The 14,132-nt window shown below is 36.1% G+C and carries 11 protein-coding genes; all 11 read right to left on the bottom strand.

Annotated features, from left to right (window positions below):
• On the bottom strand, positions 1 to 227 hold a 227-nt coding region (locus QVA17_RS05440; RefSeq protein WP_287386970.1), incomplete at its 3' end, for an HPr family phosphocarrier protein.
• A gap of 241 nt (positions 228 to 468) precedes the next feature.
• Entirely contained in the window at positions 469 to 846 is a 378-nt protein-coding gene (locus QVA17_RS05435) for a response regulator (RefSeq protein WP_287386968.1), read from the bottom strand.
• 2 nt (positions 847 to 848) lie between these two features.
• Positions 849 to 3,041 (bottom strand): ATP-binding protein, encoded by a 2,193-nt coding sequence (locus QVA17_RS05430; protein WP_287386967.1) that lies wholly within the window; start codon positions 3,039 to 3,041, stop codon positions 849 to 851.
• A 4-nt stretch (positions 3,042 to 3,045) separates the two neighbouring features.
• A complete protein-coding gene (locus QVA17_RS05425) occupies positions 3,046 to 5,616 on the bottom strand; it encodes an ATP-binding protein (RefSeq protein ID WP_287386965.1) in 2,571 nt (856 codons plus the stop codon).
• 109 nt (positions 5,617 to 5,725) lie between these two features.
• On the bottom strand, positions 5,726 to 6,754 hold the full coding sequence (locus QVA17_RS05420; protein ID WP_287386963.1) for a transglutaminase domain-containing protein: 1,029 nt from the start codon (positions 6,752 to 6,754) through the stop codon (positions 5,726 to 5,728).
• An 8-nt stretch (positions 6,755 to 6,762) separates the two neighbouring features.
• Positions 6,763 to 7,326 (bottom strand): DUF5662 family protein, encoded by a 564-nt coding sequence (locus tag QVA17_RS05415; RefSeq protein ID WP_287386961.1) that lies wholly within the window; start codon positions 7,324 to 7,326, stop codon positions 6,763 to 6,765.
• 14 nt (positions 7,327 to 7,340) lie between these two features.
• A complete protein-coding gene (locus QVA17_RS05410; RefSeq protein ID WP_027431285.1) occupies positions 7,341 to 8,615 on the bottom strand; it encodes an ATP-binding protein in 1,275 nt (424 codons plus the stop codon).
• 24 nt (positions 8,616 to 8,639) lie between these two features.
• The gene (locus QVA17_RS05405) at positions 8,640 to 10,133 is read right to left on the bottom strand and encodes a carboxypeptidase M32 (protein ID WP_287386958.1); all 1,494 of its coding nucleotides are present in this window, start codon (positions 10,131 to 10,133) and stop codon (positions 8,640 to 8,642) included.
• A 99-nt stretch (positions 10,134 to 10,232) separates the two neighbouring features.
• Entirely contained in the window at positions 10,233 to 11,579 is a 1,347-nt protein-coding gene (locus tag QVA17_RS05400) for a vWA domain-containing protein (RefSeq protein ID WP_287386957.1), read from the bottom strand.
• Between the two features lies 1 nt (position 11,580).
• Positions 11,581 to 12,630, bottom strand: a complete 1,050-nt coding sequence (locus QVA17_RS05395) for a leucine-rich repeat protein (protein ID WP_287386955.1) — start codon at positions 12,628 to 12,630, stop codon at positions 11,581 to 11,583.
• A gap of 3 nt (positions 12,631 to 12,633) precedes the next feature.
• On the bottom strand, positions 12,634 to 13,995 hold the full coding sequence (locus QVA17_RS05390; protein WP_287386953.1) for a diguanylate cyclase: 1,362 nt from the start codon (positions 13,993 to 13,995) through the stop codon (positions 12,634 to 12,636).
• Positions 13,996 to 14,132: the final 137 nt, after the last annotated feature.

Genomic DNA, 14,132 nt, shown 5'->3' with positions numbered 1-14,132 from the left:
CTAGCAAATGTAGCTTCTTCATCTCCACCTTCTACGTTAACAGTTACAGTATCGCCACACTTAACACCCATTGCCATTAAAGCCATAAGCTTTGTTGCTTCTGCTGATTTATCACCCTTGCAAACTGTGATCTTAGAATCATAGTTCTTAGCTTCCTTTACTAAAAGACCTGCTGGTCTAGCGTGAATTCCTACTTCGTCTTTAATTACATAATCAAATGATTTCATTTCAAAACCTCCAAAATTAATAATCTAATAATCAATGTGTCTCAACTGAAAGCCTTACATTTCATACGTTAAGCCCCCACTTAATAAATATGCAAATGTGAAAACGTTTACAGTTCATACTAAAATTATAACATGTGATTTTTTGTTGTAAATTGCTGTTTTCTATATAATCACATGCTATAATTTGGTAATTATGCACAATTCAATTTATTTATATTTAAGAAAAATTGAGTGTTTATGCTTATTTGTGAGCGTTTCTCCCGAAAGTTTTTTCTACGCTTTCTAAGAGTTTTTCTGGTAAAAATGGCTTCACAATATAATCATTTACGCCTAATCTCTTAGCCTTTAAAACTGTTTCTCTGTCAGCGGAAGATGTAAACATTAAGATTGGAATTTTATTCCATTTCTTATTTTGCTTAACCAAGGACATAACCTCAAAACCGTTCATCATTGGCATTTCAATATCTAACATAATAAGATCCGGCTCAAAATCCTGAATCATATCAATACCATCAATTCCTGAACTTGCACATTTTACCTCATACTCATCCTTTAAGACGTAATCTGCAAGCTTTAAAATCATTTTGTCATCATCAATAATTAATATCTTCTTATCCATCCTTATGCCTCCTCTCGATAGCCCTTAATAACCTCAATAGTACTCCTATACATAGATAAAAATGCTCTTGCATTAGACTTTATATAGTCTAAATCTCCTCGTTTAAACGCCAGCTCTAAATCCTTAGCGCTTCTTGTAAGCTCCATAGCGCCAATGGTTTGAGAGGTGTTTCTAACAGAGCGAAGTGTAAGCAAGAATGCGTCCCAATTTTCTACTTGAATGTAAGTAAGTAAATCTCCAATTTTCTCATTTTCTACATAAGTATTTAACATATCTTCATAAAAGGCTACATCATTCATGCAATACTTTAAACCCATCTCTACATCAAAGCCCTTCAAACCCTTTTCAAGCTTAAGAATATCCCCTCTTTGAGGTTTATTCTGAGTGTGCTTGTTTTCCTGTTTACTTGGTTCGATTTTCTTTGTTACATCAATAGGCTCTACTCTTTGTTGCTTGTCTTCCTTAACCAAATTTGGCTTTATCTTTGTAGTTTTTTTCATATCTTTCTCGGCTAATTTAACCTTCTTTTGTACTGGCTTTTTTTCTTTAACCTCCTTAGTTATAGGCATCTCTGCCCTGTCTTTATCCTCCTTAACGAGATCTAACTTAACATCACTTTTTTTCTTTCCCTGTTTTTCAATTTCAAGCCCTACCTCTGCTAGTTTGTTAGCAAGCAAATCTTCTTTAATATCAAGCTCCGCCTTGGTTTTACTAAAATCCTCCTCCATTATAAGAGGCTCCACCTTAGCAGGCTTATCAACTCCTTGTACTACTCCAAAGGAAAATGTAGTGCCCTTTCCATACTCGCTCTTAAACTTTAATTTACTACCCATTAAAGAAAGAAGTCTCGTGGCAATATTTAGACCAAAGCCTCGGCCCTTTGCATTTTTGTTATAACCAATAATTCCAGATTTCAGACTCTTTTCTAGGCTCTCTCTTTCTTCTGGCCTCATACCAACTCCAGTGTCTGAAACCTCAATGGTCATCTTGCCCTTATTCTCATCCTCCTGATTCCACAAGGCCTTAAAGTTAACTTTGCCCACTTGAGTGAATTTCAGAGAATTAAATATAAGAGAAGATATGATTTGTGAAAGTCTAGGCCTGTCCCCGTAAAGTTTCTTAGGGAAGCCCTCATCAATTTCATAATCAAAATCAAGGCCCTTTTCTCGGGCATTATTTTTACCAATTTCCACACAGTCCTCAAGCATCTCCCGAGGTGAATACTCCTCCACGTTTAACTCCATCTTATCATCTGTTAAACTTATGTAATCATTAATATCCTTAAGAGTTTCCTTTAACTTTCCTACAGATTCAATGATTTTTTCTGTATCCTTTAGGATATCCTGATCCGCCGTTTTAGCAGATATCTTCTGAGTGTAAGCATTTATCCGGTTAACTGGCGTCTTAATGTCCTGTCTAATACTTTTTAAAAATGTATCTTTAGACGCATTTAAATCTAAGACCTTATTAGTGGCCTCCTTCGCCTTATTAGTCACATCGTTTAGTTTATACATTGCCTCTATAAAAAGCCTATAATCTGGTGTTTCCATAGCAAGGAAGGTAATCCAAATTCCCACTGAAACAAAGAACATAGTAAGTAAAATGTCCTGAAGGAAGAAGAACTGAATCACAAGTCCTATCAATATCAAAAACATGTACATGGCAAAGGATACCAACTGCTTTACAGAGAAACATTTTCTATTAAGCACGGCAATTACCGAAGCATACAAAAGATAATAGATAGGCAGTATAAAAACTAGGAAATAAAGTGGTCCATGCACATAGCCCTCAGTGGCATTAAAGCTGAAAATAAACCCAATAGGGATATTTACCACAAGCATTACACAAATGGCGCAAACCACTACTTTTCCTATAATTACATCCACATCTTTTTTATCGCTAACCCTTACATAGGCATTGATGTATTTTGTGTAGGAATAGCCCATTAGGGCAATAGTCACGAAATACACCGTGTTTAAAAGGCTGTTAAACCAGAAGGGAACAATATAGCCATATGAAATTGTAAGTGCTGTTGTTAAATCAAAAACTGTGGCTACTAAAGCCCACATAACCAAATCTCTAAAGGCCCTGCTTACATCTGTTTGTGTTACAAAAAAGTAATTCATACACAGCCATAAAACCATGTCGAATACCGCTGCAGCAATTTCAAAATCAATATTATAAGCTAGTTCCAAGTTATCACCTCCAGCCCAACATCTTTAGTAATTTCTCGTAGCTCTCCATTAGATAAGCCTGTTTTTGATGTGCAATATCTATATTTCCAGCCTTAACTCCCTGCTCGATTTCCTTGCAGAGAGCCGAAAAATTCTTAGCACCAATAGTAAGAGATGTACTCTTTAAACCATGTACAGCAATTCTATAATTATTAAAGTCATTGGCTTCATAGAATTTCTTAATATCCTCAAAGCGATTTTCCTTAACGTAATCTGCCTTTAACTCATCGTATAACTCTCTAATTCCGCCGCAATATTCCATACCCGTCTTGTCATCGATATAGCAGATATTCGCCATATCAATAGCGTCTGCAACTGCATTTTCAATGGTTTTCTTAGTATCTAGATTATTGGCATCTAATTTCGTTATATCAAGTAAGCCACCCTCCTCGATGATCTTATTAAAATCCTCGTCCTTAGTTGGCTTGTCATACCATCTATAATTCTCATGCCAGTTTTTATCCACTTCCTCATCCACGATGCTATCCGGTGGTAAATATTTTCTTATGATGGCCTCTAGCTGCAACTCCCTAATAGGCTTTGCTAGATAGTCATCAAAGCCAATGGATAGGTACTCTTTCTTAGCCCCATTAATGGCATTGGCCGTAAGCATAATAATAGGTGTTTCCCTATTTAAATTATCCTTATCCGCCTTAATTTCCTTAAAGGTCTCAACGCCGTCCTTGCCAGGCATCATATGATCAAGGAAAATCATGTCATAGTTTACATTTCTAGTAAGGGCAATGGCTGTGTTTCCGTTGTCGCAATAATCAATGTCAATATTTGTATTTTTAAGGAGGCCCTCCACTACCTTAATATTTGCCGGAATATCGTCCACCACAAGGATTTTTACATCATTTACCACAAAGGAAATGTGTCTATTCTCCTCATAGTCCTCATCATTCTTAAGAGAGGAAATATCCCCAAGAAGATCTTCTCCATCTAGCTTTTGAGGGATTGTTATGGTAAAGGTAGAACCAACGCCATATTCACTTTCCACCTCAATGCTGCCTCCCATAAGGTCTACTAGCTGCTTTGAAATAGAAAGACCAAGGCCTGTGCCCTCTACCGCATAATTTCTCTCAATATTAATTCTCTGGAAGGTATGGAAAAGATTCGATAAATCCTCCTTTTTCATACCCTGTCCCGTATCTGTCACCTGAACAATTAAGTTTATTGTGTCCTCCTCATCTGTTGGAGAATAGCCAACAAACATGGTAACACTGCCGTAATCTGTATATTTTATTGCATTTGTTAAAATGTTATTAATAATCTGACGGATTCTAATGGCATCACCAATTAAACATGCCGGAACCTTAGTATCATTTTTTAAAACCACTGATAAACGCTTACTTTTAGCCCTCATCATAATCATGCCAATACAGTCATGAATCATGCTCTTTAGATTGTAGCTAGTCTCAACTATTTCCATTTTTCCTGATTCAATCTTAGAAAAATCAAGGATGTCATTAACTATGGTGTAGAGATTATTACTGGCTTTCTCAATATCTCTTGCATAGGATAGGATTTCAGGGTCCTTAGAATCCCTTAGAATCATGGTATCCATACCAATAATGGCATTAATAGGAGTTCTAATTTCATGAGACATGTGGGCAAGGAAATTAGACTTTGCCTTATTTGCCACCTGAGCTTGCTGTTTAGCCTCATCGGCTTCCTTTTTAGCCTCTCGCAATTTATTGTTTTGAGACTCCATGATTTCTACCTGCTTTGCCAGCATTTCTGAGGAAACCCTTGAATTTTCTAGCAAAGTCTCCATAAGTCTCACAATAAGCACGATTACCATAATGATGCTATAAACTGTAATTCCGTATCTAAAGTAGGTGCCCTTCACATTTTCAATATCACCAACGCCTAAGCAGACATCGATAATACCGCAGGAAATGGATACAAAAAGTCCGATCTCTTCAAGTTTTAAATCCCAGACCTTAAGCCTGTGATTTTCTAGGGTACAGCATACAAAGAAGACAATTAAATTTATTACAATGTAGCTATAAGTTGAAAGGAAAATATATTTTACATCTATAGCTTTTGATAAAAAGAGACCTAATTGTACAAAGAAAATAAGGAAGGATAGCAAAAGCATCACATCATATAATCTTCTATATTTATTGCCATATTGTTTTTCGTAATAAAGTAAAAGTAAAATTGGAATCGTCATTAGAATACTGATTAAACCAGTGGTGTAGGCAGTTTCAACGTAGAAATAACCGCCTATATACTTGCTTTCTAGGAAGAAATAAAGAGTTGCAAGTAAATCAAATAAAGTAAGATATTCAAGGCCAGTATTACGGCCATCCACGAACCTGCGAATGACAGTAATACCCCATGAAATCAAAAAAGTCAACAAAATAAGAAGGTCACAAATAAAATTGACCATATTACTAACTGCGCTAAATGGCAGTGTATTCATATCATATTTTATAACATCCTTCATCTGATAGCTGATGAAGTCTATAATCAAAAGAACGAATTCTCCAAGCAGAAGAATCCATAAAGCCTTCTTATACCCCTTCATATCAGTTCCCTCTACAATTAACACGTACTATTTATTGTTACAATTATTGTACAACATTAACTATAAACTGGCAACTTGTTAAGGTTAATTGATAATTATTAAAATGTATTTAATTCGCTGTGCTGTAATAGCTATAATATGCATCATCAGTTAAGTTTGCGTTATTTGCCTCATATCTTGAGTCTATGCAACTATGCTTTGCTGCAAGATATCCCGCCGCTGCGGAGGCATTTATTGTGTGATCAGCACTAATTGTAGCATCTGTTACAAGGAAATAATCGTAAATTTTTATCTGTTCAGTAGAAGAAACAAATGGCGCATCCCAAGTACAATCAATGTTATACCAAGTACCATCAATTCTTACCTGATTCCAAGCATGACCTATAAGACTTGAGCCGTTATTGGCTGGACCTGAAACGATTTCTGCCTGCACCCCTGCTAAGTAGCATAATAATGAAAATGCATCTGCATAGCCTTGGCATACAGCCACCTTGTTAATTAGCGCACCCGTACAGGTAAATAGGCTTCTATTACTTGTATCAATAGTTGATGGGTAAGTAATAGAGTCAATTAGGTAATCGTGAATTGTTTTTACCTTAGTATATTCTGACATTGAGCTAGAAATAATGCTATTAACAATAGACTGTGCTGCGCTATATTCACTTGCTGTTATTGCTGAAAATGTATGTAATTCAACGCTAGTGCTAGCGCTATTTGAAACAGACTGTAATAGTGAAGAGTTATCACTTTCTTGGCTAACTCCACTTACTGCTGATTTAGCAACTTGTACAGAGCTAGAAGATTTAGTTGAGGCAGCATTAGTCTCTTCTTTTATTGTAATTTGTTGGCCTGAACTTGTTGTAATTACAGTTGTGCCATCCTCAAGAGTTGTAACGGAAGTCTCTTCTTGACTTGCGCTTGTATCTTCACTGCTCTCCCCTGTAGAAGTCTCAGTGGATTCATCTGATGAAATTTCTTCCAAGCTTTCATCATCACTTGATTCTATTGTGTCATCCATACTTTCTGCTGCAAGGTTTCCTGACTTTGCAGAAGATGCTTTATTGCAGGCAGTTATATTAGTGCATAAAAGCATTAAAACCAACAGTAGGCTTAAAAATCTAAATTTGCGATTACCCATATTTCCTCCTATTTCTTACGGTGTAAGATCTTACGTCTTATATATGCATATGTGTAGTCTTCTCCCTTTTCTGATAACATTTTCAAAAGGCGATAAAGGAGTGCCTCTGTATCTGGGTGCATAAGATAATGTCCCCTGCCCTGTAAATAGTAGTTTAAGGCATCAGAATCGGTATATTTGTCTTTATTGTAGATTTTGCTTGCTGCTATTCTGTCGCAAAACATTTCTATAACGTATTTCTTTGGCATTGGCATGCCTTCTAGGTTGATATCCCCTGTCTTTTTTGTAGAATAATCAATCCAGTATTCATAGTGGTGTCTGTTGCGGCCCTTGTGATGAAGCCAAGCACTAGAGACACCCTCTTTTTCTCTCTGGGCATTATTCGGACTTCTATTCCCCTGGAAATAAATTACCCCCGGTATAAATTCCACAGGTGAATACTTAGAAAGGTCATGAGTAAGACCTTGATAATACATACCAAGTTTAAACATTTCCTTTCTAACTAATCTTCTATGGGCATTAACGGTATGCAAATGTCCACAAAAATTTTTCCAAAATTGAATAAATGTCATCAATTCACCCCATTCTATTTGTTCAAATCTTTTAGAATCTTTGTCTTCTTAGAGTTTATTAATAACTTATCAGCATATTCTAGGTAGTTTTTATTAGGGTTGTTAAGTAGGAATATTGCTGCATTTTCACTAAGTGTAAGGTTAGTAATAAATATAAGCATACTTCCCTCGTCTAAGCCTTCCTTAATAAAACGAATAGTATTATCTAGGTTAGAGCTTGCCATTTCTGAACTAACGCCCACTTTAAGCTCTAAGCTCATATCATAATCTGTTCCTGAATCCTTTGCTTTTTTAAGCTCTTCGGCACTTTCATTGGCCTCTTTAAAATCTCTATCTAATCTTTCTAATAGCAGATTAATAAGAATTAACTTCTCATCATATTCTGCGTTGTTTAGTCTAGCATAAACCGCTGCATCAACGCTAGCTTTTAAGATAAGTTCTATCTCATAATCTTTGCTATATTTCATGTAAAGATCATAGAAGCTTAGGAAATCCTCAGCCACTTCTCTATCTCTTAAATATTCATAGATAATGTCCTCAGTTATAGCAATTCCTAGCTCTTCATAGCTATAAAGGAGGGTACTTAAATCCTCCCAGCCTCTAGCTGTAACAAATTTTAAGCCGTCCACATCAGAGTAAACCTTATAGAAGTTATCGGCTTTTACATCTAAATAACTTAGTATACTTCTGTGAACCTTGCGATTTATAGCATAGATTTTCCAAGCATCAAGGTCAGGCTCTATATTGATTAAACGAACTCTATCAAGAGTTACAACGTCAAGCTCTCTAACCTGCTTGTTGTATTCTGATGGGTTTCCTGCAGCCACAATAATCCAGTTTTTTGGAAGCTTTTGATTACCAAAAGTCTTAACCTGCAAAAACTGTAGCATCATAGGCATAAGTGTCTCAGAAACACAGTTAATCTCATCAATAAAGAGAATTCCCTTCTTATGCCCTGTCTTTTCCATGTATTCGTAAATGCCTGAAATAATCTCAGACATTGTATACTCTGTAACATCTCTTTCCACGCCGTCATAAACCTTCTTTGAAACAATAGGTAGACCTACGGCTGACTGTCTTGTGTGATGTGTAATTGTATAAGAAACAAGGCCAATGTTTAACTCCTCGCTAATTTGCTGCATAATCTGAGTCTTACCAACCCCTGGAGGGCCCATTAATAACACTGGTCTTTGTCTAAGTTCAGGAATCTTAGGATTTCCCTGTTCATCCTTTAAAAAATAAGCCTTTACTGTATTAGCAATTTCTTCTTTTGCCTGAAAAATATTCATAACTTTCTCCTAACCATAACCTAATTATAGGCCATATAACATTCCATATTTATTTTCAATGTATTCTAAAAAGTCCTTTGAAGTTAATTCTCTAGCTGTAATCTGCTTGATCCAATCGCTAGAATCGAGTTTGTCTGCATCTTTCCATACATTTTCAAACATCCACTTATTAATTGTATCCATGTGGCCTGTTCTAATGGCATCTGCCACATCAATCTCTTCCTTCATCTTGTTGTAATACATGCTGTTGTAGAAGTTACCAAGGGCATAAGTTGGGAAATATCCAAAACCAGAAGTCCAGTGAACATCCTGCAAACAGCCAAGTGTATCATTAGTTGGAGTAACTCCAAGATAGCTCTTATACTTCTTTGCCCAAGCCTTTGGAACATCAGCAATATCAAGCTTTCCCTCCATAATTTCCTTCTCGATTTCATAACGAATAATTATGTGGAAAGTATATGTAAATTCGTCTGCCTCAGTTCTTACAAGACTAGGCTGTACCTGATTTACATAGTCAAAAATTTCTGTCTTTGAAACGCCCTTTAGTGCCTCTGGGAAAATGTCCTGCATTCTATCATAAATGGCAGCAATGAAGTTTTCAGATCTGCCGATAATATTTTCATAAAATCTTGAAACCGATTCGTGCTGACCCATGCTCTTATAGTCGAATAAATAGTAGTCCCAGTCCTTATCTGGTGTGCTTAAATCAAAGAGGGCATGGCCACACTCATGAATTACAGAATACATGCTTGAGAAGAGATTATCCTCATAAAAATGTGTTGTTACCCTTTCGTCATTTCGGCCCACAAGTTCAGTAAATGGGTGCTCTGAAAGGGCATATGTGCCCCTATTAAAGTCAAAACCTAGAGTTTCAAGTAAGAACTTCATAAATTCTTCCTGTTGATAATCCTTTACCTTTCTAGAGGCAAAGTCAGTTCTAATAGGCTTTTTAGCGGCCTTGATCTTTTCAAGTAAAGGAATAAGGCTTTCCTTGCACTCTCCAAAAAGCTCATCAAGCTTGGCGCTTGTCATACCTGGCTCGTAGATATCAAGTAAGTTATCATAAGACACATCCACTGCCGACTCATTTAAAGCTATCTTTTTGAATTCCATATCCTTTATCTTAGCAAGACTTGGTGCAAATTTTGTGAAATCTGCATCCTTTTTTGCCTCCACCCAATTTGCGAAGGCTTCGTTTTCTATATTTGAAAATTCAAGATTAAGCTCTGGGCTTATATTCTTGTTTCTTTCAATGTCCTTGTAGAGCTTGCTAACTAAAACCTTAGCCTCAGTTTCTAGGCTATCTAGCTCTTTATGTAGGGCCACTACGCAGTCCACAAATTCCTTGCTATGAGTAATCTCATAAGCTTTATTAGCAAGTAAACTCTGTAGCTCACCCTGAGCTTTAAGGCCCTTAGCTGGTGTCTTTGTTTCCATATCAAACTCTATGATTTTACTAGCGTGCTCATACTCCTCTGCTTCTTTTAGTTTTCCTAGTAAAAATTTTAAATTGTCCATTTTCCTTTTCCTTTCTCGATAGCATATCCTCACTTGCTATCTCTGTAAATGTGTTTTATTGTTTTGTGTTTTAAAGTGTTTTACACTTAAATATAAGCTTTATTCTTGCTCTAGGGTGGATTTATGAATTATCTCTTTGTAAACCCAAGCCGGAACCTTTATTTCCTCTTTTCCTTCATATCCTTCAAGGAATACAAAAGCCGTCTTATATTCTGGCTTTGTCTGTGGGAAAATGCCTCTTCCATCCGTAAAATAAATCACTCCGTCAGGACTAGTTATTTCTCCCGTCTTTATTAGATTATTTATATAAGTAAATGTTGGCCTAAAATCAGTGTTTCCGCCACCTTTAAGTTGGAAATCCGAGAATAGTTTTTCTATATTATAATCTCCATTAATAATTATATCATCTCTTACCAAATCATCTGCCTGTATTATTCTAACTCTTGCATTCTTAAAGAAATTCTCGCTTTGTCCTAAAATTTCCAAAGTCTTTTTTAGAAAATTTTTGACTAATTCTCCAGAAGTGGAATAACTAGTATCAATTGCAATAATAAAATCTCTGATCTTATTAGACTCCTTAGTTTCAAGAGGTTCAATAAGAGGTATATTTTCATAAAGACGAAGTCCGTAGCTATAAAAGGCTAGGTCAAACTCGTCTGGGTTAGTCTTTAGCTCTTCATGAAGAGAGCTAAATTTAATTAGGAAATCTCTGTAGCTTGCCCCACGTCTTGCCTCCACCGCTAGATTGATGGATGCAATATCTCCTCCATCATCACTATTTGAAAAGGACTTGTTATGAGAAATCTCCTTAGCTCTTTTCTGCCAGTCCTTGTAGGTGTCGTTCTCTCTTTGAGACATTTGCTTATTGTCCTTTTTAGGCCAGAAGCTGTGGTCGTCTGTGACAAATTCCCTAGCTAATTTCTGATACCATTTTATATACTCTTCTGGGTCGAAATTCTTGCTATCCTCATATAAAAGCTCGTAAATCTGAGAGGCGGAAACTATATTTAGATTCTTCAATCTCTCATAGACCTGCTTTCTTAAAAGGGTGAGAATTCTTTTGGTGCAAGGCTTATTAAGGCTATCAATAACCTGCTCCACGGCAATATCGCAGGCAAGATTCCACAAATCTTCCCTTCTATCCTGTCTTATCCACAAATGCCCGTAAATACAGTGCAAAATACTGTGTAAATAAGCTCTCTCTAAAAAGCGCTCATTCTTTTTAAAAATCTCTATGGTGTGTTCTGGCCCAAAGAAAAGCATTCTGCCATCTGTGGCAAACATCTGCATACCTTCCCTTTCCACAAAAGTTAGGGCTGAAAGGGCCACATCCATAAATCGTAAATCTTTATATATCTCGTCCCTTAAAAATGATAAAATCTCCTTGCCCATTCTGGCTTCCCACTGGCTTTGAGACTCATTTTTAAGCTTAAACTCTTCATCCATCTCATTCTCCTCTAAAATTTATAATCTTTGCTGAAGCCTCTAACCACTGATACTTTGTGGCTTCTCTTAAGGCTAGCATCTTATCTTCATTATTTATTATGTCCATTTTTAACAAAAATTCTAAACTCTCCATATCCTGCTTTCTTATGACTTCCTTTAGGATTTCCGCCTTATTATCTGCAATGAAATCATAGTACATCTCTTTGTTTGCCTTTGATAAATCCACAGGATAAAGCAGTCTATAAATTGCCATTAGGGCTAGGGTATTAACAGCTTCCACGCTTACTGCTTTACTAAAGGTCTCATCATAGCCATTAATTATTAATACCCCATTGGAAAATTGTTGTCTCGCCCTATAGCCTTCACCATCCACGTTAAAGGCAAAGATATGAGCAGGTCCAATTTCTTCATAACTCTCTGAATATTCAGGAAAGTAGAATCTTGCAAGGACGTTATCTAACTTATTAGTAGTCTCTAGCTCTTTATCCGGCTCCTTAAAGGTTACAAGTAGGCCCTGCTTATACTGGGCTAAGACATTTCTTATTCCAGTAGCATCCTTAATTTCTGCCTTTAAATTAATCTTTGATAATTTATTGCAGTTCATAAAAGCATCCCCGTCTACTAGGTTAAGGGCTTTACTCATTTCCATAAACTTTAGACTACGACAATTGTAGAGCGCAAAGCTCTCGATTTTGACTAGATTTTCATTAAGATATAATTCCTCTAGAATATCTCCTGAAATCAGGGATAAATCTGTGTCGTAATCATCTATATCTATTAGTTTTTGTTTCGGAGCAAAGGCATATTTTCCTAAAACAAGGACCCTAAAGCCCTCTATCTCATTAGGTAAATAAACTAAATTAAGCTCGCCAAAGAGGCGCAGTAATCTAATACCCACATCCCCTATAGCAAGCTTATTGTCCTTCATATATTCTGTAATTGTTCTCTCGCCTAAATCAATAGGCTTTAAATCCTTAGTTAGCACATAATCGTATGCACATAAAAATCTATAATCGTAATAATCTATTGAAACACTGTACTCAAACACCATTCTCTATTCTTCTCTTTCTTGCATGTCTTTTACTTCGTAAGAAAGCTCTATGGATTCTCCCATTAAGTATCTTTCATAGATCTTTTCCACACGGGAAACTACCTTATCAATGTCCTCGTCCTTGACATTCATAATTAAAACCACGTACTGGGAGCTATTGTATTTTGTTGAGACATCCGAATTTCTTAGGGCGTCGCTTACAGCTGCTTCTAGGGAATTCATAGCCTTTTTTAAAGTATCCAATTCAATAATCTGATTTCTACCAAGGGTAAATACCACCATCTTGGCGTTTCCTGGATATCTTTTTAAATATCTGCGAACAAAATTATATATCTTCTTAAAATCGTTATATTCAACCTGAAAAGCACCGTCCCTGGTATCTAGATGACCTTCAATGGTATAGATAATATTTTTCAATTCCACGTTACCTTCTCTTGAAGTCTCATCTAAAAACTCATCATATAAATGAGTTCCGTTCTTACCATTTAACTTAACTGTGTAAAGGGCCTTATCTGCCTTTCTATAGAGCTCTTCAACCATCATTCCATCCTCGGGATATCTAACCACACCGCAGGATATAGTAGCAATATCACGATAACCTAATTCATTGAATTTCTCAATAGCTTTTTTATTAATTTTTTCGGCTAAATTCTTAATTTTTTTCTCAGATAAAAAAGACATTACGCAGATAATAAATTCATCTCCACCAACTCTAATGGCAAGGTCTTCCTTATTAATATTCTCAGAGATAATTTTACCTAGGGCGCTAAGGGCCTCATCTCCTGCAACATGTCCATAGGTGTCATTTATCTGCTTGAAATTATCAATATCCATCATGAAAATGGTCATCTGCTCGTATTCGTGACATTTTTCAATCCAAAGCTCAACCCCACCACTTCTATTATAGATGCCCGTTAGGTGATCAATCTTGGAATCGTTAACTACCTGCTCTATTGTCTCTTCGTTTTTCTCAACCTTATTTTCAAGGCCTTTTCTATATTTAAAGTCCTCAATGACTTTTTTTACCTTATTTAAAATCAAACTAGCGCTGTAGGGCTTACTAATTACTCCCTCTGCTCCAATTTCCAAACATTCAAGTTCAATGGCGTAATCTCTCTCACTTGTTAGGAATATAAAAGGAACATTCATCTTGTCCTTGCTTGCCTGAATTACGCGCACTATATCAAAGCCATCAATGCCCGGTAAATAAACGTCAATTAATAGTAAATCAAAATCTATCTCCTCTGCTAATCTAATAGCATCATGGCTTACTTCTGCAACAACTATTTCGTAATCATCCCCAAGTATTTCTTCTAATGCTTCAATATCTTCCTCGTCATCATCAACTAACAATATCTTCTTCATTGACTAACATCCTCCTGCCCCAATAGCTATGATAACTGTAGTTTCCCTATTATTTAACAAATATATATTAACACATTTTTTTGTATCTTAAAAGTAATGTGTCTTATTAATTTATAATCTTGATGAACTCCCTAAAG

The organism is Lachnospira sp., from assembly GCF_016290755.1.
Lineage (GTDB): Bacteria > Bacillota > Clostridia > Lachnospirales > Lachnospiraceae > Lachnospira > Lachnospira multipara.
Note: the sequence above shows the minus strand (reverse complement) of the source record. Positions and strands in the feature narration are given on the sequence as shown.